Annotated in this window: 23 protein-coding genes; 7 read left to right on the top strand and 16 right to left on the bottom strand. The window is 68.7% G+C overall.

Annotation, left to right across the window (positions count from 1 at the left end; all coding sequences use genetic code 11):
• Positions 1 to 9 precede the first annotated feature (9 nt).
• Positions 10 to 306 carry a hypothetical protein gene (locus D5S08_RS01970; protein WP_421757441.1) on the bottom strand — a complete coding sequence of 99 codons (297 nt, stop codon included), beginning with the start codon at positions 304 to 306 and terminating at the stop codon, positions 10 to 12.
• A gap of 7 nt (positions 307 to 313) precedes the next feature.
• The gene (locus D5S08_RS01975; protein WP_175578856.1) at positions 314 to 1,597 is read right to left on the bottom strand and encodes a capsule biosynthesis protein; all 1,284 of its coding nucleotides are present in this window, start codon (positions 1,595 to 1,597) and stop codon (positions 314 to 316) included.
• Positions 1,598 to 1,779: 182 nt separating this feature from the next.
• Between D5S08_RS01975 and D5S08_RS01980 the strand changes: the two genes are divergently transcribed.
• The gene (locus D5S08_RS01980; RefSeq protein WP_121114968.1) at positions 1,780 to 3,252 is read left to right on the top strand and encodes an LTA synthase family protein; all 1,473 of its coding nucleotides are present in this window, start codon (positions 1,780 to 1,782) and stop codon (positions 3,250 to 3,252) included.
• On the opposite strand, the gene D5S08_RS01985 is transcribed toward D5S08_RS01980, so the two are convergent.
• Positions 3,241 to 4,014, bottom strand: a complete 774-nt coding sequence (locus tag D5S08_RS01985; RefSeq protein ID WP_121114970.1) for an SDR family NAD(P)-dependent oxidoreductase — start codon at positions 4,012 to 4,014, stop codon at positions 3,241 to 3,243. The genes D5S08_RS01980 and D5S08_RS01985 overlap by 12 nt on opposite strands.
• 182 nt (positions 4,015 to 4,196) lie before the next feature.
• Between D5S08_RS01985 and D5S08_RS01990 the strand changes: the two genes are divergently transcribed.
• The 6 genes from D5S08_RS01990 to D5S08_RS02015 all read left to right on the top strand — a co-directional run bounded on the left by D5S08_RS01990 (position 4,197) and on the right by D5S08_RS02015 (position 10,406).
• Positions 4,197 to 4,781 (top strand): sterol desaturase family protein, encoded by a 585-nt coding sequence (locus D5S08_RS01990; protein ID WP_241557164.1) that lies wholly within the window; start codon positions 4,197 to 4,199, stop codon positions 4,779 to 4,781.
• A 376-nt stretch (positions 4,782 to 5,157) separates the two neighbouring features.
• Positions 5,158 to 6,147: a KpsF/GutQ family sugar-phosphate isomerase gene (locus D5S08_RS01995; protein WP_121114974.1), complete on the top strand. Its 990-nt coding sequence runs from the start codon at positions 5,158 to 5,160 to the stop codon at positions 6,145 to 6,147.
• 43 nt (positions 6,148 to 6,190) lie between these two features.
• Complete coding sequence (locus D5S08_RS02000) at positions 6,191 to 7,000, top strand: 3-deoxy-manno-octulosonate cytidylyltransferase (RefSeq protein WP_121114976.1); 810 nt, start codon at positions 6,191 to 6,193, stop codon at positions 6,998 to 7,000.
• A 12-nt stretch (positions 7,001 to 7,012) separates the two neighbouring features.
• Complete coding sequence (locus D5S08_RS02005) at positions 7,013 to 7,624, top strand: histidine phosphatase family protein (RefSeq protein ID WP_121114978.1); 612 nt, start codon at positions 7,013 to 7,015, stop codon at positions 7,622 to 7,624.
• The gene (locus tag D5S08_RS02010; protein ID WP_241557165.1) at positions 7,603 to 9,219 is read left to right on the top strand and encodes a capsular polysaccharide export protein, LipB/KpsS family; all 1,617 of its coding nucleotides are present in this window, start codon (positions 7,603 to 7,605) and stop codon (positions 9,217 to 9,219) included. The genes D5S08_RS02005 and D5S08_RS02010 overlap by 22 nt, the downstream gene beginning before the upstream one ends.
• Positions 9,216 to 10,406 carry a glycosyltransferase family 4 protein gene (locus D5S08_RS02015; protein WP_121114980.1) on the top strand — a complete coding sequence of 397 codons (1,191 nt, stop codon included), beginning with the start codon at positions 9,216 to 9,218 and terminating at the stop codon, positions 10,404 to 10,406. Before D5S08_RS02010 ends, D5S08_RS02015 begins: the two co-directional genes overlap by 4 nt.
• Positions 10,407 to 10,416: 10 nt before the next feature.
• Here the strand turns inward: D5S08_RS02015 and D5S08_RS02020 are convergent, their stop codons facing one another.
• From D5S08_RS02020 to D5S08_RS02080, 13 genes are all read right to left on the bottom strand, one after another.
• Positions 10,417 to 10,953: a J domain-containing protein gene (locus D5S08_RS02020; RefSeq protein WP_121114982.1), complete on the bottom strand. Its 537-nt coding sequence runs from the start codon at positions 10,951 to 10,953 to the stop codon at positions 10,417 to 10,419.
• A gap of 115 nt (positions 10,954 to 11,068) precedes the next feature.
• On the bottom strand, positions 11,069 to 11,581 hold the full coding sequence (gene pal / locus D5S08_RS02025) for a peptidoglycan-associated lipoprotein Pal (RefSeq protein WP_121114984.1): 513 nt from the start codon (positions 11,579 to 11,581) through the stop codon (positions 11,069 to 11,071).
• Positions 11,582 to 11,640: 59 nt separating this feature from the next.
• Positions 11,641 to 13,035: a Tol-Pal system beta propeller repeat protein TolB gene (gene tolB, locus D5S08_RS02030; RefSeq protein ID WP_121114985.1), complete on the bottom strand. Its 1,395-nt coding sequence runs from the start codon at positions 13,033 to 13,035 to the stop codon at positions 11,641 to 11,643.
• A 5-nt stretch (positions 13,036 to 13,040) separates the two neighbouring features.
• Complete coding sequence (locus D5S08_RS02035; protein ID WP_121114987.1) at positions 13,041 to 13,952, bottom strand: hypothetical protein; 912 nt, start codon at positions 13,950 to 13,952, stop codon at positions 13,041 to 13,043.
• A gap of 10 nt (positions 13,953 to 13,962) precedes the next feature.
• Positions 13,963 to 14,415 (bottom strand): ExbD/TolR family protein, encoded by a 453-nt coding sequence (locus D5S08_RS02040; RefSeq protein ID WP_121114989.1) that lies wholly within the window; start codon positions 14,413 to 14,415, stop codon positions 13,963 to 13,965.
• Positions 14,415 to 15,122 (bottom strand): protein TolQ, encoded by a 708-nt coding sequence (tolQ, locus tag D5S08_RS02045; RefSeq protein WP_121114991.1) that lies wholly within the window; start codon positions 15,120 to 15,122, stop codon positions 14,415 to 14,417. Before tolQ ends, D5S08_RS02040 begins: the two co-directional genes overlap by 1 nt.
• On the bottom strand, positions 15,122 to 15,607 hold the full coding sequence (locus tag D5S08_RS02050) for a YbgC/FadM family acyl-CoA thioesterase (protein ID WP_121114993.1): 486 nt from the start codon (positions 15,605 to 15,607) through the stop codon (positions 15,122 to 15,124). The genes tolQ and D5S08_RS02050 overlap by 1 nt, the downstream gene beginning before the upstream one ends.
• 3 nt (positions 15,608 to 15,610) lie before the next feature.
• Positions 15,611 to 15,988, bottom strand: coding sequence for a histidine triad nucleotide-binding protein (locus D5S08_RS02055; RefSeq protein ID WP_121114996.1), 378 nt, complete (start codon positions 15,986 to 15,988; stop codon positions 15,611 to 15,613).
• A complete protein-coding gene (locus tag D5S08_RS02060) occupies positions 15,988 to 16,305 on the bottom strand; it encodes a phosphoribosyl-ATP diphosphatase (RefSeq protein ID WP_121114998.1) in 318 nt (105 codons plus the stop codon). The genes D5S08_RS02055 and D5S08_RS02060 overlap by 1 nt, the downstream gene beginning before the upstream one ends.
• Entirely contained in the window at positions 16,305 to 17,066 is a 762-nt protein-coding gene (gene hisF, locus D5S08_RS02065) for an imidazole glycerol phosphate synthase subunit HisF (protein ID WP_121115000.1), read from the bottom strand. Before hisF ends, D5S08_RS02060 begins: the two co-directional genes overlap by 1 nt.
• Positions 17,063 to 17,791 carry a 1-(5-phosphoribosyl)-5-[(5-phosphoribosylamino)methylideneamino]imidazole-4-carboxamide isomerase gene (gene hisA, locus D5S08_RS02070; protein WP_121115002.1) on the bottom strand — a complete coding sequence of 243 codons (729 nt, stop codon included), beginning with the start codon at positions 17,789 to 17,791 and terminating at the stop codon, positions 17,063 to 17,065. Before hisA ends, hisF begins: the two co-directional genes overlap by 4 nt.
• A gap of 29 nt (positions 17,792 to 17,820) precedes the next feature.
• The gene (locus D5S08_RS02075; protein WP_121115004.1) at positions 17,821 to 18,951 is read right to left on the bottom strand and encodes a glycoside hydrolase family 130 protein; all 1,131 of its coding nucleotides are present in this window, start codon (positions 18,949 to 18,951) and stop codon (positions 17,821 to 17,823) included.
• Positions 18,948 to 19,721, bottom strand: a complete 774-nt coding sequence (locus tag D5S08_RS02080) for an SDR family oxidoreductase (protein ID WP_121115006.1) — start codon at positions 19,719 to 19,721, stop codon at positions 18,948 to 18,950. Before D5S08_RS02080 ends, D5S08_RS02075 begins: the two co-directional genes overlap by 4 nt.
• Positions 19,722 to 19,735 lie beyond the last annotated feature (14 nt).

Below are 19,735 nucleotides of genomic sequence, written 5' to 3' on the forward strand. Positions count from 1 at the left end.
GCCTCAACCCTAGGCGCCCTTGCGTGTCATGATGAAGGCCAGCAGGCAGGTGCCCAGCGTAGGGGCCAGCCAGTCGACAAGCTGGTCCTTCGTCTGCCAGACCCGCGGATCGAACGGGCCCCACCACGGCATGTTGGCGCGCCGCCCTTCGCCGAATTGCTCGATCCAGCGATATTCCGCCTGCGACACTTCGCGCCCGATGAAATAGGCGGAGGCGAGCGCCGCCCCGGCCCACCAGTTGCGGGTCAGCAGGCCGATGGCGATCTGGATGGCCATCGCAACCAGCAGATGTTCGAAGTAGTTCACGCGAGTCTTACTCGGGCAGCAACGGCCGCCCTTCCAGCCGCGCCACTGCGTGACGGACGACCTTGTCCAACGCCTCATCGGAAAAGAAGCCGCCCGGTATCAGGCATCGTTCGATCAGCACGCGGCGATAGGCGGCGAAGGTGTCCGGGTCGGGCGGGACGGGGTGCTGCCAGAAGGCGTCCAGCCCGCCCTGGAACGTCAGGTCCGGCACGTCGTAGACGGCATGGCCCAGCACCACCACCGGCACCCCGCTGGCTAGGCCGAAGGTGCCGCTGGTGCTGTTCACCGTAACCATGCCGCGGGCACGCTGCGTGATGGGCACGATGTCGCCCCAGGGCAGGTAATCGACCCGGTCCGACACGCCGAACAGAGCAGCCATGTCAGCGGTTTCCTGCGCCCAGTTGCGCACGCCATTGTCCAGCGGGTGCTCCTTCACCACCAGCCGCGTATCGGCCGGGGCGTGGGCGGCGAAGGATTCGATCACCAGCCGGATCGCGGGCGCCATGCCGGCGAAGGGGGAATGCAGGCGGATCTGCGCATCGGATTCCAGCTGCAGCGGAAACACGAAATAAGGCTGCTGCGTCCGCTTCAGCCGGCTTAACAAAGCGGCGCTGCTCTGCTCCCGTTCCTTGCGGCCGCGCAGCTTGCGGTACCAGCCGACCCCTTCCACCACCGGGTGCCAGGGGCGGTGATTGTTCCAGTGCGGATATCGCCAGCGCGTCAGCACGTCGGCCACATTGTACATGAGGCCCTCCGTCGCGCGCCGGCGGAAGGAGGCGGGCACCTGCTGGTGCGGCGGCACCGGCGGCAGGGTTGCTGCCGTGTCACGATACCATTGCGGATCACGCGGCAGCGAAGAATGACCGTTGACCCCGCCCAGCTCCAGCGTGACCCAGTCGGGGCGGATGTAGCCTTCGTCAAACACATGGACCGGAACGCCCAGCTGCCGGCAGATGCGCGTGGCGGGCAGGTGATGGTCGCGGCAATCGCCGAACAGCACCACATCGGTCACCGCCAGATCATGCAGCATGGCGCGGAACACATCCGGCCAGTCGGTCAGGTTGCCGCGATAGTCGATGCCATTGGGCAGGCGCCAGAACATCCGGTCGCCGCCATTGAAGTTGACCTTGTGGACCCGGTGCCCAGCCGCCGTCAGGCCCTGCCCCAGTCGCCGGAACAGTGGCCCCATCAGGCCCTGCAGCAACAGCACGGTGCGCGGGCCCGGCGCGGTCTGCGCAAATGGCGAAGCCTGGGAGGCGGGCTCACTGGTGGACCCGTATGTGACTGACATTGACGAAAAATGCTCCCCGCGCCTCGTCCGGCGCGATCATTCTGAAAACGCGCGGTAACTGCGCCGGGGCCGACCGGCAAGCCTTCGGTCGTCCTACGATGACAGTTGATGCAGGGGGCGCTATGGGCGATCCGCCCGCACAGGACGGGACAGTTGACGGGTCGGCGGATACAGCAAGCGTGATGATTGATGACGACCCGGCCATTGCAATCCTGCTGACCGCCGCGGTTCTGCTGGATCGCCTGGTCAGTCCGCGCCCGCAGCTCTCGCGCGGGCTGGCGGGGCGCAGCGTTGCGGGAACCTGGCTGCTGATCTGCATGGTGGTGGCGCTGCAGGGCCTGTTCCTTGCACTCTGCGGCAGCGGGCTGGTGGCGGCGTGCCTGGTGCTGGCGGTGCAGGCAGTGCTGGTGGTCGCGTCCAATGCCAAGCGCGCCGTGCTTGGCGAGCAGTTGCTGTTCCCCGACTTCGCGATGATTCGCAGCATCTTCAATCACCCGGAATTCTACTGGTCTGCCGTGCCGCTGTGGCAGCGTATCGCCGCCGCGCTGGCCGCTTGCGCATTGATCGCCACCCTGGCCCGCCTCTTCGTACCCGACGCGGCGCCCCATGCTGCGGGTCTGGCGCTGTGCGGTCTCGGCGTGGCCCTGCTGTGGGTGACGCTGCGTCGCCCCACCTTCCGCGCGCTGGCGCCGGGGCCGGATGCGGCGGGCGACGTCGACCGGCACGGCCTTGCGCCCACATTGCTGCTGCACTGGCTGCGCTGGAGGCGCATGCCCGATCCCCTTCCCTGTGCCGATCCGCAGCGGACGCCGGCCACCCTGCCCGCGCCCGACCTGATCGTGATCGTGCAGTGCGAGAGCTTCGCCGACCCGGTGGAGCTGTTCGCCGATCCGCAGCTAGCCCTGCCCGCGCTGGAACAGGCGCGCCTCGACGCATGGCAGTGGGGCCGGCTGGAGGTCAGCGGCTTCGGCGCCTACACCATGCGCACCGAGTATGGCGTGCTGTGGGGGCGCGAGGAGGAGGCGCTGGGCTTCCGGCGGTACGACCCGTTCCTGACCGCGATCGGCGAGCAATCCTATGCCCTGCCCCGGCGCCTGCCGGGATGGCGCAGCCTGTTCCTGCATCCGCACGATCTGCGCTTCTATGGCCGGAACCGGATCATGCCGGTGGCCGGCTTCGATACCCTGTTGGGCGAGGCTGATTTCGCGCCGCCGCCTGCCGGGGCCGGCCGCTACGTCACCGATGCGGCGGTGGCCGACACGATCCTGGCGGAAGCCGCCGCGGCGGTCGCGCCGACAATGCTGTATGCTGTGACCATCGAGAATCACGGGCCCTGGACGCCGGACAGTTCGGAAGAGACACCCGACCTGCGTGGGAGCTATCTGCGGCTGGCGCGGCATGGCGATGCGATGCTGGCACAGCTGCGGGACGGGCTCACCGCACTGGGCCGGTCCGCGCTGCTGGTCTTCTTTGGCGATCACCGGCCCAGCATCCCGGGCATGACGGCGCCGGGCGGCGATCGCCATACCCCTTACGTCATGCTGCGGATCGACGCCGCCGGGCACATCATCCCCGGCGCGAACCGCCAGGCAAACCTGACACCGGCCGGTTTGCACCATGCAGTGCTGGACACGGTGCTCGGTTCACCGGCCTGACGGCGGCGGAGCCAGCGACAGCAGCAGTCGATCGCGCAGGAACCGCGGCAACAGGCGATCGAACAGGCGCAGTGCCGCGAACGGCCACGGCATTATCGCATGCGCTGTGCCGCGTTCCGCCGCATGCGCAATCCGTGCCGCAACCTCCTCCGGCTGCAACAGCAAGGGCTTCGGCCCCGGCACGTCCCGGCCCGCCGGCGTGTCGATAAAGCCGGGCGACACCAGCGTGACGGTCACGCCATGTTCGCGGCACGCGAGCCGCAGCGCCTCGGCAAAGCGGGCCAGCCCGGCCTTGGTCCCGGCATAGGCAGCGGCGAAGGGCAGCGCGTGAAACGCCGCCGCCGACCCCACCAGCACGATCCGCCCTGCCCCCCGTTCCACCATGCGGCCCGCCAGGGCGGAGGCCAGCACGGCCGGGGCGGTGAAGTTCACTGCGGCCAGGCGCGCGACCAGCGCAGCATCCTCCACCCGGTCACCCTCCGCGCGAATGTCGCCCAGACCGGCAGCGAACAGTGCCAGATCGATCGCATGCCGCGCGTCATCCTCCGCCAGCGCGGCGGTGGCGGCGGGCAGGTCGGTCAGATCCTGCGACCGGATGTGCACGGTGGCGCCCGCCGCCTCGCACGATCGGGCAACCGCTTGCAGGCGCGCCTCGTCCCGACCCCAGAGTAGCAGCCTGGCTCCGGGTGTGGCATAGTGGCGCGCCAACGCACTGCCGAGACCGCCCGATGCGCCAAGCACAAGGATGCTGCGGGCGGTCATCCGCCTGTGACCTTCGGGCAACGAAAACCTAACCACCCGTCACTGCCAAGGCACGCACAAGCACTCTCCGTCTTGACTTAGGCACACTGCTACTGTCCCACATGGAACCAATGCCAACCCCTGATAATCACGTAGCGCGGGTCAGGCTGTTCAGGAATGAAACCCTTGAACGCCTTACAACGATGTCGCCAACAACATTCGCACTCTTCTGGGCGGTGGCTCTGCCGGCGATCGCCTGGGCGGGCTGGGGCGCTGTTTCGGCATGGACAGGTCTGGCGCTGGTCGCGGCCGGGCTGGGCCTGTGGACATTGTTCGAATATGCCATGCACCGTTATCTGTTCCACCTCAGGTCGGACTTTCCGCCGGTGCGGGCGATGATCTTCCTGATGCATGGCAACCACCATGACGATCCCGGCGATCCCCTGCGCGGACTGATGCCCCTTCCCGCCAGCCTGCCGATCGCCGGCCTGGTCTGGCTGGCGCTGTATCTGGCGGCGGGCACGCCGGGCACCTGGATCTTTCTGGGCTTCATGACGGGATATGTCCTGTACGACGTTGTCCACTTCGCCTGCCATCAATGGGACATGAGCGGGCCCGTGGGTACCATGCTGAAGCGGCATCACATGCGGCATCACTTCGTGGATCATGACCGCAACTTCGCGATCACCGCCATCTGGTGGGATTGGGTGTTCGGCAGCCAGATCACCACGTTGCGCCAGTCGTCGCCCGGACGTGGGCAGACCCGATCGCGCAAAGCCAAGTCGTGATGGTGGGCGCATGTTGATGCGCCAGCTGTCCTGATCCGGAGATTGAGGCGTGACAATGCGCGCGCCGGCTCTCGGGCCGACGGTATGGGCCAGCATGCCGGGGCACCGGCCCGAGGCCGGCAACAGGGCTGGTTGTGGCCAGCCGGCAACGATCCGTCGCAAAGCAGCGCCGCTTGCCCTCTTTTGGGCTGCAACGCACCAAAGCTGCGATAAGGCGCGGAACTTACATGATTGTTCGGAAACCTGGCCTTAATCGTTCGCGGACCAAGGGTTGCTCCGATCCACTCCGTCTCTGCACAGGGATGGGCATGCGCGCAGTTCAGGCATGACTGGCTGACCCGGCGCCCGGCACACAAACGAAGAGGCACATGGCGAAATGACGATCCAGACCATCTCCACCCGTCAGACGACATCGGCGCTGCGCACGGTCGACACCGAAATGGAAGCCCTACGTACGCTGCGCCAGGCGCTGAGCGAGGAGGAACTTGGCGGCGCCGTGGAGGAAGCCATCCAGATCCTCACCGCCGCGACCGGTCGTGTGATCGTGACTGGCATGGGCAAGAGCGGCCACATTGCACGCAAGATCGCGGCCACGATGCGCTCCACCGGCACCTCGGCGCTGTACCTGCATCCGGGCGAGGCAAGCCATGGCGATCTGGGCGTCATCACGCCCCAGGACGTGGTGCTGGCATTCACCTGGTCTGGCGAGACCAGCGAACTGCGCGACACCTTCCACTACTGCAATCATTACGGCATCAAGCTGATCGTCGCGACCTCGCTGGCCGACAGCACGGCGGCCAGCCATGCTGATGTCTGCCTGGTCATGCCGCGGGTGCGGGAAGCCTGCCCGAACGCGCTGGCGCCCACCTCCTCCACCACCGTGCAACTGGTGCTGGGCGATGTGCTGGCGGTCGCGCTGATCGAGGCGCGCGGCTTCACCAGTTCGGATTTCCGGGTGTTCCATCCCGGCGGCAGCCTGGGCGCGCAGCTCGCCACGGTGGCCGATGTGATGGGCGTTGGTGAAGCCGTGCCACGGGTCGCGGGCGATGCATCGCTCACCGGCGCGACGATCGAGATGAGCCGCAAGCGTTATGGCTGCACCGCGGTGGTAGACGCGCAGAGCCGGCTGGTCGGCGCCTTCACCGATGGCGACCTGCGCCGCTGCATCGCGGCGAATGACCTGACCGAATGCATCGCCCTGCACATGTCCCCGCGCCCTGTCTCCGTCACCTCCGACGTGCTGCTGTCCGAAGCGTTGCAGATCATGAACGGCAATGCCGTGTCGGTGCTGTTCGTGGTGGATGCGGCTGACGTGCTGATCGGCATCATCCACATGCACGACATCGTGCGCGCGGGCATCGGCTGACCTGCACCGCGCCTTCCCGCCAAATCCAGGATCCCCTGACACAATGCCCGACCTGATCGTCGTTCCCGCCCGCTACGGTTCCACCCGCCTGCCGGGCAAGCCGCTGCTGCCGATCGCCGGACGCACCCTGCTGGAACGGGTGGTCGCGGTCGGCCGGGCGGCGGCGACGCAGGCCGGCGATTGCGCCGTGCTGGTCGCGACGGACGACGATCGCATCGCCGATCACGCGCGCGATCTGGGTGTGGATGTCGCGATGACGGCGAAGGCGCTCGATTCCGGATCGGCCCGGGCCTTTGCCGCGGCCGAGGGGCGGGTCGGACCGGACGGGCTGGTCATCAATCTGCAAGGGGATGCGCCGTTCATCCCGCCGGCCGTCGTCTCAGGCCTGATTGCCACCCTGCGCAACGGCCAGGCTGATGTGGCGACTCCGGCGTTCCAGCTGGATTGGGAACGGCTGGACCGGTTGCGGGCGCACAAGCAGGCGGCTCCGTTCAGCGGCACCACCTGCATCCGGGCCGCCGACGGCCGCGCATTGTGGTTCTCGAAGTCGATCCTGCCCGCCATGCGCAGCGAGGCCGCGCTGCGCGCCGCCGGGCCGCTGTCGCCCGTGTGGCAGCATCTGGGGCTCTACGGCTACCGCATGGCGGCGCTCGGCTGGTTCGCCGCGGCCGCTCCGGGGCAGTACGAAGTGCTGGAAGGGCTGGAGCAGCTCCGCTTCCTGGAAGGGGGCCGCGTGGTCGCCACGGTGGAGGTCGACACGCCGGCGCATGCCCTGTCGGGCATCGACACGCAGGCGGATGTGGAACTGGCGGAACAGACGATCCAGCGGCTAGGCGATCCGTTCCCCGGCTGATAGCGGCGGATCATGACTGCATTCACGCCCACCCCCAGCTTCGTCATCGTCCGTCACGGCAATACCTTCACCAGCGGCGAACCACCGCGCCGCATCGGCAGCCCCACGGATCTGCCGCTGACGGAGTCCGGCCAGATCCAGGCCGATGCGCTGGGGCAGCATTTCGCGGCCCTGGGCTGGCGCTTCGCCAGCGTGCTGACATCGCCGCTGATGCGGACTCGCGACACCGCAGCCGCCATCCTTCGGCACCTGCCGGACTCGCCCGCGCCCCAGCCGACAGACTGGCTGCGCGAAATCGATCACGGTCCGGACGAGGATCAGCCCGATGCGGCCGTGCTGGCCCGCATCGGGGCGGACGCTTTGGCGGCGTGGGACGATGACGGGGTCCCGCCCCCAGGATGGATCGTCGAGCCGGAGCTGCGGCTGGCGGCCTGGCGTGCCCTGTTCGCGCAGGATGACGGCCCCGTTCTGCTGGTCACCAGCAACGGTGCGGCGCGTTTTGCCCTGCTCGCTTCGGGCCTGCTCGGTTCCGGCAGCCTGAAGCTTCCCACCGGATCCTTCGGCGCCTTGCAGCGGCAGTCAGATGGGGAGTTGCAGCTGGAGTGCTGGGGCGTACGGCCGTGACATTGCCGCCCGACGCGCCCTTGTTGCGCGCGCCGCCCTTCCCGTGGGCGGATGCCAGCGTCTCGGGCGCCGGGCCGGCGGACAAGGCGCCCCAGGACGGCCCCGGCCTGTTCGCGCTGGTGCGGGAGGCACGCGTGGGCGGCACCTTCTGGGCCGCGCCCGCGCCCTCCCCCACGCCGGGTAGCTGGCTGTCGCGGCCGCGCGGGACCGACGACCTTGCAGCTGCGGCCGGTGCTACTCCATGCCCCGGCGAGCTGGACCCCTGGTCCGTCCTGCCCGGTGCCGCCGGGCTGATCGCCCATGGCGACGATGAATGGGTGGCTCTCGCCCGCATCAACACCGTGCCCGTGCGCCTGCTCTCGTCCGGCCGGTTCGGCGTGACGCGTGACGATGATGCCGCGCTGGATGCGCGTGCTGCAAGCGCACTGCTGGCGGCATCGTGGCGCGACCCGTTCACGGGCAGTCCCTCCACCCTGCCGCAGGTGATCGAATTGCTTGCGCTGTGGCGGCGGACGCTCGACGCGAACCGAGCCATCGCCGCCGCCTCCGGCATGGCCTGGTGGAAGCGCCGGGAAATCCGCCGCTTCCTGTGGCACCCTGCGCGCCGGCTGCACATGGTGCGCCGTCCGGCCAGGGCGCTGGCCCTGGCGGAGCGGGCCGGCGGCGGCCTGGCTGTCTGGCCGTCCCGCGTGTCACCACAGCTGACCGCCGATGCGCAGGCCAGGGGCGTGCAGCTGGTCCAGGTGGAGGACGGGTTCGTGCGATCCGTCGGGCTGGGCGTCGATCTGGTGCCGCCATCATCCGTCGTGGTGGATTTCAGCGGCATCCACTTCGATCCCGCGCATCCCAGCGATCTGGAGACCACCCTGGAACAGGGGCCGTTCCCGGCTGCCATGCAGGCCCGTGCGGCACGATTGCGCGAACGGATCGTCGCCGCCGGGATCAGCAAATATTCCGCCGACACAGCTGCCCACGTGCTGCCCGATCGGCAGGTGGGCAGGCGGCTGGTGCTGGTGCCGGGCCAGGTGGCGGACGACATGTCGGTCCGCGCTGCCGGGGGCGACCTGCTGGCGGCCGACAATGTCAACGAGGAGCTGCTGCGCCGCGCCCGCGCCGCGGAGCCCGATGCCGAGATCTGGTTCCGCCCGCACCCCGATGTCGACACCGGCCTGCGCCGCGGCGCGGTACACGACGCCGTTGCCCTGCAGCACGCCGACCGGGTGGTGCGCGGGGGCAGCATGGCTTCCCTGCTCGGCACGGTCGATGCGGTGCATACCCTGACCTCCCTCACCGGGTTCGAGGCGCTGCTGCGCGGCCTGCAGGTCACGTGCCATGGCACGCCCTTCTATGCCGGATGGGGCCTGACCTGCGACCTGGGAGCAGTGCCCGCGCGCCGCACGCGCCGGCTGCAGCTGGATGAGCTGGTTGCCGGAGTGCTGATCCTCTTTCCCCGCTATCTTGACCCGGTCACCGGTCTGCCCTGCCCGCCCGAGGTGCTGGTGGACCGCATGACCGGCACCCGGGCACCCGGTCGGCTGGACTGGGTCGCGCCGATCCGCCGATGGCAGGGCCGCATGCTGGCGCCGTTCCGATGACCGGTGTGATCCTCGACATCTCGCGCCTGATCTCGCGCATCCGCTATTCGACGCCGTCGGGCGTGGATCGGGTGGAGATGGCCTATGCCCGCGGGCTGCTGTCGCATTATGGCGACGATCTCGCCTTCGCCGCGCTGCATCCTGCCGGCCTGTATGGCCGCGTGCGTCGCCCGGTGGCCCTTGCCTATCTCGACACGCTGGAACGCCGCTGGTCCGCGCAGGAGGATGGCCCGCCGCGCCGCTCCCTTCCCTCCATCCTGCCGCAGCTGAACGCACTGCTGCCCACCCGTCAGGGGATCGGCAGCGGCGGGGTCTATGTCCAGGCATCGCCCCATCATCTGACGCGGGCCGATGTGGTGCGCCGGATCATGCAGCGCGAACGCGCCCGCTTCCTGTGCCTGGTGCATGACCTGATCCCGATCGAATATCCCGAATATGCCCGCCCCACGGGCGCTGCGCTGCACCGACAGCGGATCGAGACGGTGGCGACGGTGATCGGTGAAACCAACGGCGGGGCCATCGTCAATTCCGCCGCCACCGGCCGGTCGCTGCAACCCTGGCTGCGGCCCGGCACGCCGGTTCATGTCGCGCTGCTGGGAACAGAGGCGCTGCCGCCGGCCGAACCGGAGCGGGGCGATGGCCGACCTTACTTCGTGTGCCTCGGCACGATCGAGCCGCGCAAGAATCACCTGCTGCTGCTGCATCTGTGGCGCGTGCTGGTGCAGACGCTGCCCCCGGCAGAGGTGCCCCGGCTGGTAATCATCGGCCGGCGCGGCTGGGAGAACGAACAGGTCATCGACATGCTGGAGCGATGCCCCGCTTTGACCGGTCATGTGGAGGAGCTGGGCGGCTGTCCCGACCGGCGCCTGTCCGCCCTGTTGCGGGGCGCAAAGGCGCTGCTGATGCCGTCATTTGCCGAAGGGTATGGCATGCCGGTGGCGGAGGCGCTATCCGTGGGCACGCCGGTCATCTGCAGCGACCTGCCCGCCCTGCACGAGGTCGGCGGCGCTGTGCCGGACTATCTGGACCCGCTGGATGGGCCAGGCTGGCGCCGCGCGGTGCTGGATCATGCCGCCGATGGCCCGGTGCGGACCGCGCAGATGCAACGCTTGCCGCACTGGCGCAATCCGGGCTGGGTGGAGCACATCGCCATTGTGGCAGGTGCGATCGAACAGCTGAGGAGCTAGACCCGGCGGGTCAGCCCCGCCATTCCCGGCGTTCTTCCGCCTGGCGCAGCACCTCGTAAGCCACCTGGTACGCCTGAAACGCCTTGGCCGCCTCGGCATCGTTCGGGCGCACGTCGGGGTGCACCTCCTTGGCCTTGGCGCGCCACGCCTTCTTCACGGCTTCGAAATCGGCATCGGGATCGAGTTCCAGCACATCCAGCGCGCGCATCTCGTCGGCACTGCGGCTACCATCGCCGCTGCCGCCCCAGCCATAGTGTTGCGCCTGGGCATAGCCTGCATTGCTGCTGCTCTCGGCGCCTTCGCGCGCCGCCGCCTCTTCCTTCTCCAGCCCGGCGAAATAGTCCCAGCCGCGATTATACTCGGCGGCGTGCGGCTGGCAGAAATACCAGCGTTCGGGGCTGTTGGGCGCCTTGGGAGCGGGGCAGTTGCCCGGCTGCTCGCAACCATGCCGGTCGCATAGCCGGACCTTCGCCGCTTCCCGCCCGGACTCACCATAGGCGCGCCAGCGGGGAAAACCCCAGTCGAGCGAGCGGCTGTTCCGCACCATTACCAAACACCTGCGTTCATCATGCCGATATAGGGCAGCCCGACGCAGGTGCAAAGCGGCCGGCGCCCACGGACCATCCGGTCCGCGGCACGCCGGCCGAATTGCTTGCCGTAGATCAGTTGATGATCACGGTCACCGCACGGCGGTTCTGGGCATAGGCGGCCTGATCGGAGCCGATCGCCTTCGGGCGTTCCTTGCCGTAGCTGACCGTGGTGACCCGGTTGGCGGGCACGCCCAGGCTGACCAGGTAGTTCTTCGCGGCATTGGCGCGACGTTCGCCCAGCGCCAGGTTGTAGTCACGGGTGCCGCGTTCGTCGGCATGCCCTTCGACCGTGGCGCGGATCTGCGCATACTGCGCCATGTACTGCGCCTGTGCGCGCAAAGCGGCCTGATCCTGGCTGTCGATGTCGTACTTGTCCGTGTCGAAGTAGATCGTGTCCTGCCCGCGCATCGCTTCCACGAAGTGCGCCTGCGTGCCCGGAGCGGCGGCGGCGGGGCCGGTCGGTCCCGTCGTGGGGGCGGGCGTGGTCTGCTGCGGCGGCGGCGGCAGTTCTTCCGGCGCCTTCTTCGAACAGGCGGCAAGCCCCAATGTGCTCACGGCTGCCATGGCCAGAACCAAATTCTTCATGCCCTCATCTCCTTCTCTCGAACACTTGTCGGCTCGTCTCGTCGCGCTTCAGCAACGCTTCAAGGCAGAACCGGACCCCACGAGGGGTCGGATGCATTGACCGGCGTGTCAAGCTTGCGCTCGTTCCGGCCGGTCAGATCGACCTGCCAGATGGTCGTTTCGCCACCGCCACGGGCCGTGCGGAAGAACTGCACGATGCGGCCGTTTGGCGCCCAGGTCGGCGCCTCGTCCTGCCAGCCATTGGTCAGGTGGCGCATGTTGCGCCCGGCCGGGCTCATGACGGCCACCCGCAGGTCGCCGGCGATGTGGGTGAAGGCGATCTGGTCGCCACGCGGGCTCCATTCCGGCGTCGCTGCGCGGCCCCCGAAGAAGCTGATCCGCCGCTGGTCCGATCCGTCGGCATTCATGACATAGACCTGCTGGCTGCCAGAACGGTCGCTCTCGAACACGATCTGCGACCCGTCCGGCGAATAGGATCCGCCCACATCCAGCCCGGGGCTGTCCGTCAGCTTCACGCTCTGCCCACCGGTCGCCGGCACGCGGTAGATGTCCGTGTTGCCGGATGTCGCCATGGAATACAGGATGTACCGGCCATCGGGCGACCAGCGCGGGGCGAAGGTCGGGTTCTGGCTTTCGGTCACCAGCGTCTGTCGCCCGGAACCCACATCGTAGACGAAGATTCGCGGATAGCCGTTCAGGTAGCTGAGATAGACGATCTTCGAATAATCGGGCGAGTAGCGCGGTGTCAGCGCCATGGACTGGCCATTGGTGATGAAGCGCAGATTGGCCCCGTCGCTGTCCATGATGGCCAGCCGCTTGACCCGATTGTCCTTCGGACCGCTCTCGGCGATGAAAGCGATCTTGCTGTCGAAGAACGGGCTTTCGCCTGACAGCCGGGCATAGACCATGTCGGCGCAGCGATGCGCGGCGCGGCGCCAGTCCGTCGGCGCGACCTGCCAGCCTTCGCGCACCAGCTGCTGACCCAGTTGCACATCGTACAAGTAGCATCCGACGGTCAGCTGGCCATCGGCGCCGGCGCGGACATAGCCATGCACCAGCATCTCCGCGGAACGACCGCGCCACTGGTCGAAGGCGGGTGCAGTAATTTGCGGGTAAGCGGGCCGCGGCAGCGAGCCCGGCCCCACTGGCCGGAACAGGCCATTGTTGCGCAGATCGGAATAGACCACCTCCGCCAGGGCCATCCCGAGCGCGGTCGTGCCCTGCGCATTGGCGGGGGTCGCCTGTTCGCGGTCGGTGGCGAAAGCGGGAATGGCGATCCCCAGATCCTGCCAATCGCTCTCGTCCGTGACGGAGCCGGTCAGCCCGCCAGTGTCCTGCCCTTCGCCGGCGGGTGTTTCGGTCGGGTTCGGCAGCGGAGTGGTCCCTTGCGCGAATGCCGGTGCCGCCAACAGGCCCAAGGCGGAGGCGAATAGCGGGATGAGATACAGCTTCATGGCAATCACAATCTCCGGTCGAAGCGCCACGAGGTGACGCGGCGCCACTTGTCGTAGAACTGGTCGGGCAGGTTGAATGGCGCAGCCAGCTGCACGGCGCGGATTGCCCGTTCCGCGTGCAGCTGCGCCTGGGGCCGGTTGGATTCGGTGATGCCCGACTGGCTGACGACGCGCGGCGTGCCTTTCAGGCTGCCATTCTCGTTCAGCTCCCAGCTGAGCACCGTAACGAGCTGGTCGGCATCCACCCCTTGCGGCGCGCTCCAGTGCGGCTTGAGCTGGCGGTTGATGGCCTGCGCCAGGGACGCCTGCTCCGCAGCACCGAACGCCGCGGCAGGCGTACCGCTGGACTGCGTGCGTTCACCGGCGCTGGTACCAGCGAGGAAATCCGATCCGATGCGGCTGCCGCCGGCACGCTCGGCCGGACGGCTGGGCTGCGGCGCCGGACGGGTGGCGGCACGGCTCGGCTGCGCGGCGGGACGTGTGGTAGCGCGGCTTGGCGCCGGGCTGGGCCGCGTCTGCGCGGGGCGCGAAGGTGCGGGTGACGGGCGAGCACTGGCACGCGGGCTTGGCCGGGCGGACGGCCGGGGCGCCGGCTGCGTGCGCTCCACCGGCCGGGGCGGCGGCTCTGCCACCGGCTCCGGCTCCGCTGCCGGTTCGGGTGCGGGTGCCGGCGGCGGGGCCGAAACCGGCGCCAGCTCCGGCGCGATCGCGGCCTGCGCCTGCGCTGAGGGATCGGGCGCGGTGGATTGCAGGCTGACCTCGTCCGCCAGGCTGACGGTGATCGCTTCAGGCTGGGCGAGCGGCACGGATGGCGCCTTGTCATGCAGCCACAGCGCGGCGAATAGCGCGATATGCGCCACCGCCGCGACGGTGAGACCCAGGCGCTCCTCGCGCGAGAGGTGAACGGCCCCTGTCATGTCCGTGTGGCTATGGAGCAGTGGCTGAACCGTTGGTGACCAGCGAGATCGAATTGAAGCCTGCGCGGTTCAACTCACCCATCACTGCCACCACCCGGCCGTAATCCAGCGCACGATCGGCGCGCAGGGTCACCAGCGGCGGCTCGGCACCGCTGCCGGCCGCCAGCGATTCGAGCGCCGCCGGCAGCCCGCCCTCGGGCACCTGGCCATCGTCGATGAAGATGAAGCCCTGCTGATCGATCGACACGGCGATGCTCTGCGGGTCCTGCTCGGCGGGCGCGGCGCGGCTGTCGGGCAGCTCCACCGGCACCGCGCTCTGCATCAGCGGGGCGGTGACCATGAAGATGATCAGCAGCACGAGCATGACGTCGACCAGCGGCGTCACGTTGATCTCGGCCACGGCGGCGCGCCGGCGGCTGCGCCCGCGGCCCCGGCTGCCGCCGGATGCCATACCCATCGCCATCAGCCGCGCTCCAGCTCGCGGCCGATCTGCGCCGCCACCTTGTCGGCGAAGCGCTGCATCCGCGCCTCGTATCCGTTCACCCGGTGGCTGAAGCGGTTATAGGCGATCACCGCGGGAATGGCCGCGAACAGACCGATGGCGGTGGCGAACAGCGCCTCCGAAATGCCGGGCGCGACAACCGCCAGGCTGGAGTTCTGCTGCGACCCGATCTGGAAGAAGCTGTTCATGATGCCCCACACGGTGCCGAACAGACCCACGAAGGGGGCGACGGACCCGGTGGTCGCCAGGAAGTTCAGCCGGTCGGCCAGCATGTCCGCCTCGGCCGAGACCTGTCCTTCCATCGCCAGCGCCACGCGGCCACGTACACCGGCCGCGTCGCGCACGCCATCGGCGGTGGATGCGTCCAGTTCCGCGATGCCGGCACCGGCCACCCGGGCAAACGGCGTATCGCGCCGCGACTTGCCGCCGACCAGCCGGGCGGGATCCTCCGCTTCCCAGAAGGCGCCTTCGAAATCGGTGGAGGCACGGCCGGTCTTGGCCATGCGCAGGGAGAAGCTGACAATGATGGTCCACACCCAGATGCTCGCCAGCACCAGCCCGGCGATCACCAGCTGCACCACGATGTCGGCATCCAGGAACAGCTGCACCGGATCGAGCCGGGTCGGTGCGGCGGTGGCGGCACTGGCTGCCAGCAGGGAGACGATCATCAGGATTCCTCAGACGCAATGAAAGACTGAAAGGCGGTCCGCCAGGCGGCGGGCTGCCGGGTCGGGCGACCTCCAGGACCGACGAAGCCGACGCGCACCTGCGCCTCCGCCAGCATCGGACCCTCACCCATGCCACCATCCCTGTCGCCGTCAAGCTGAAGGAAAGCTTGCTGGATCAGCCGCACGCTCGCCGCGCCGACCTGCAGCGCGCGGGTGCGGATCAACACCGCATCGTCCAGCCGGGCCGGCGCGAGATAGCGGATCGACAGCTCGGACACGGCATAGGTGCCGGTGCCGTCCTCTGCCGCGGCGCGCTGGTTCACGCCCAGCAGGCGCAGCAGGTCCGACCGGGCGCGTTCGCACCAGCGCAGGTAATTGGCGTGGTAGGCGATGCCGGACAGGTCCGTGTCCTCGTAATAGACACGCAGCGCGAACAGATGCGTCGTACCCTGCAGGATGCCCGTCGCCGGGCGCGGCGCCGGCATCGGTCAGCCGGCGATCATGCGGCCGAGCGGCGCGCCGCCGAACAGGTGGACATGCAGGTGCGGCACTTCCTGCCCGCCATCGGCGCCGACATTGGCCAGCAGGCGGTAGCCCGGCTCCACCAGCCCCAGCTGCCGCGCAACCGTGCCGACCGCACGGACGAAGCCGGCGATCAGCTCGGCCGGCGCATGGGCCGAGAAGTCGTCCCAGCAGACGTAAGCGCCCTTGGGCACCACCAGCACGTGGACGGGCGTCTGCGGGGCGATGTCGTGGAAGGCGAGCGCGTGATCGTCCTCGTAGACCTTGTTGCAGGGAATCTCCCCGCGCAGGATCCGGGCGAAGATGTTCCCGTCGTCATACGGCAGGGTCGGGTCGATCGGCATCAGGCTCCCCTTGCGGCTTTCTCGGCGATCCCGGAGACGCCCTCGCGCCGGTCCAGCTCCGCCAGCACATCGGCGAAAGGCACGCCCCGTTCCGCCAGCAGCACCATCAGATGGAACAGCAGGTCTGCGCTTTCACTCACCAGCTTGTCGGGTTCGGCCAGGGCGGCGATGACCACTTCGACCGCCTCTTCCCCCAGCTTGCGCGCGGCGAGCGGCGCGCCGCCGGCCAGCAGCTTCGCCACATAGGACGTGTCAGGCGCGCCCCCCCGACGCGCGGCGACTGTGGCTTCCAGCCGGGCGAGCGTGTCAGCGGCCATCAGCTGCGCGCCGGCAGGCCCGCGGCGCGCAGGGCGGCATGCGCCTCTGCCACGCTGTGCGTGCCGAAATGGAAGATGGACGCGGCCAGCACCGCGCTGGCGCCGCCTTTGGTGACACCTTCCACCAGATGATCGAGCGTGCCCACACCGCCACTGGCGACCACCGGCACGCTCACCCGGTCGGCAATCGCGCGCGTCAGTTCCAGATCATAACCCGCCTTAGTGCCGTCACCATCCATGCTCGTCACCAGCAGCTCCCCTGCCCCCAGCTCGGCCAGGCGCATGGCGTGTTCCACCGCGTCGATGCCGGTGGAGCGCCGGCCGCCATGGGTGAAGATCTCCCACCGCCCGTCACCACTGCGCCGCGCATCGACCGATGCGACCACGCACTGGCTGCCGAAACGCTGCGCGATATCAGCCACCAGTTCGGGCCGGGCAACCGCTGCGGAATTGACCGCCACCTTGTCCGCCCCTGCCAGCAGCAGCCCGCGGGCATCCTCCGCCGATCGCACGCCGCCGCCCACGGTCAGCGGCATGAAGCACACTGCCGCCGTGCGGCTGACGATGTCGAGCAGCGTGCCGCGCCCTTCATGCGTGGCGGAGATGTCCAGGAAGCACAGCTCGTCCGCGCCCGCCGCATCATAGGCGCGGGCCTGTTCCACCGGGTCGCCGGCATCCTGCAGGTCGACGAAGTTGACACCCTTGACCACGCGGCCGTCGGCCACGTCCAGGCAGGGGATCACGCGGATGCGCACAGTCATGCCGGTTCTGCCACCTTCAGCGCCTCTGCCAGGTCCAGCCGCCCGTCATACAGCGCCCGACCGGTGATCACCCCTTCGATGCCGTCGCCGACATGCGCCGCCAGCGCGTGGATGTCACCGATATCGGCCACGCCGCCGCTGGCGATGACCGGGATCGACACCGCCTGCGCCAGCGCAACGGTGGCCTCCACATTGCAGCCTTTCAGCAAGCCATCGCGGCCAATATCGGTGAACAGCAGCGCGGCGACGCCGGCATCCTCGAACCGGCGGGCGAGGTCGGTGGCGGGCACGTCGCTGACCGCGGCCCAGCCTTCGGTCGCAACCATTCCGTCACGCGCGTCGACGGCAACAACGATGCGGCCTGCATGCCTGGCCGCCATCTGCTTCACGAAGTCGGGGTCCTTCAGCGCCGCGGTCCCCATGACCACGCGGGCGACGCCCAGCTCCAGCCAGCCTTCCACCGCAGCAGCATCACGAATGCCGCCACCCAGCTGCACCCGCCCGGGGAAGGCATACAGGATGCCCTCCACCGCCGCGCGGTTCTCCGCCCGTCCGGCAAAGCTGCCATCCAGGTCCACCACATGCAGATTGGTAGCGCCGGCATCGGCAAACAGGCGCGCCTGCGCCGCGGGATCATCGCCATAGATGGTGGCGCGATCCATGTCGCCTTCGGCCAGGCGCACGACCTGGCCAGCCTTGAGGTCGATGGCGGGGAATACGATCATGCCTGCGCGGTTAACATCACAAGTCCGCTTCAGGAAGCCACGAAGGCGCTCTTCGGCACATGCGTGATGCGGCAGGCGAGGTCCGCTTCGCCGCTGGCCACGATGAAGCGGTCCGCCTCCTCCGCGATGCCGGTGGTGAACACCACGTCCTGCACATACATCTGCGCCTGCAAGGGCGCGGTCAGTTGCGGGTTGGCCTCCAGCAGCGGCGGATGGCTGGTGGCCAGCACCTTCCACGGCTCCTCCGCATCGAGCAGCGACCAGTAGGTACGGTACTTGCCGACGATGCCCGACGGCTCCACCCCATGCCACAGCGTCAGCCAGCCGCGCTGCCCCGCCACTTCGGTCAGAATCGGCGGGGTGCCGCCGCCGATCCGCGCGGTGCTGACCGTGCCGGCATGCGGCCGGATGCCGGGCTGCAGATGCGGCTGCCAGTGCCGTGCATCGGGGCTGGTGGCCAGGTTGATGGAGGGTCCGGCATGATAAGGGCTGCCTGGTGGATAGGCGAAGTACAGATCGCCCAGCGGCCGGGTCTGCGCCCAGAACTTGCCGCCGATCAGCCCTTCGAAGATCAGCATGTCCTTGTTCTGGTGATCCAGCACGATCCCCTCGAACGTCCAGTCCAGCGCGTTGTCGGAGGAGTAGAGCGTGGTGGAATGCCGTTCGGGGCTGACGGAGCAGGTGGTCATCCACCAGCGCCCCCCCACACGGCTGATCCGCGCATCCTCCACGCCATAGCACTGCCAGTTGCCCGCCGGCGCGATCGCCTTGTCATAATGGATCGCCACGCGCTGCGTCCCGTCCGGCGACAGCTCCACCGGCAGCAGCCAACTGAGCGAGGTCAGCGCCATGACCTTCCAGCCATGTTCGCGCAGCAGGAACTTGCGCGGATCGGCCGTGTCGGCCTGCGCCAGCGGCCAGGCATCCAGCACATAGCCATCATCCTGCCAGCGGATCGCATGGACATGCCCGTCGCGGATCGGCTCGCGCAGCGCCTCCGCCACCCGGACCATCAGCAGCAGATTGCCATTGGGCAGGCGCGTCATGCCGGGGTTGAAGGCGCCCAGCCCGTAGGTTTCGGCTCCAAGGCCGGCCAGGGGCGACTGGCCGAGGTCGATCTCGTCCGGCGTCAGGACGAGGCTGTCGAACGGGAAGCTCATTCCTCGGTGTTGCGCTGGACCAGCACCAGCTCCTGCACCACCGTCCGGCGCGGCTGGGTCAGCATGAAGTGCACGCCCACCGCGATGTCCTCGGCCCGCATCATGCTCTCCTCGCGGATGCGCTCGCGCTGCTCCGAGTCATCCATGTCCTGCTTGGCGAAGTCGCTGCCGGTCAGTGCGGGGACCACCAGCCCCACCTTGATCCCGTCCTGCCCCACTTCGCGCCGCAGCGCCTCGGCAAAGCCGTGGATGCCGGACTTGATGCCGGCATAGACGGTGGAGGACGGCCCGAGCTTGTGCGTGGCATAGGAGCCGGTGAAGATGATGTCGCCGCCTCCCGCCGCCGTCATCTGCGTGACCGCCTTGTGCGCGCCCAGCAGATAGCCCGTGAAGTTGATCTCGATCGCGTCGCGCACTTCCTGCTCGCTCATGTCGGTCACGCCCTCGGCCGTGATCGATGCGTTCAGGATGGCGATGTCGAAGCCGCCCAGCTTCTCGGTACCTTCGGCGAAGAAGCGATCGAGCTCGCCGGACTTCGCAAGGTCGCAGGTCACGCCATGGCCCACGCCCACCTTGTTCAGGTGATCCAGTGCGTCCGCCAAATCGCCTTCGTCCCGGCCTCCGGTAAACACGGTGACGCCTTCGCTGGCCAGCAGCACGGCAGTGGCCCGGCCTATTCCGGTGGTGCCCCCCGTGATGATCGCCTTGCGGCCCTTCAGCGAAGGTCTGGCAGTATGGGCATCGGCGATATGCGGGTCGGCTTCGGCCATGGAAGTCTCCTTTG

This window comes from Croceibacterium ferulae, from assembly GCF_003660445.1.
Taxonomy (GTDB): Bacteria; Pseudomonadota; Alphaproteobacteria; order Sphingomonadales; family Sphingomonadaceae; genus Croceibacterium; species Croceibacterium ferulae.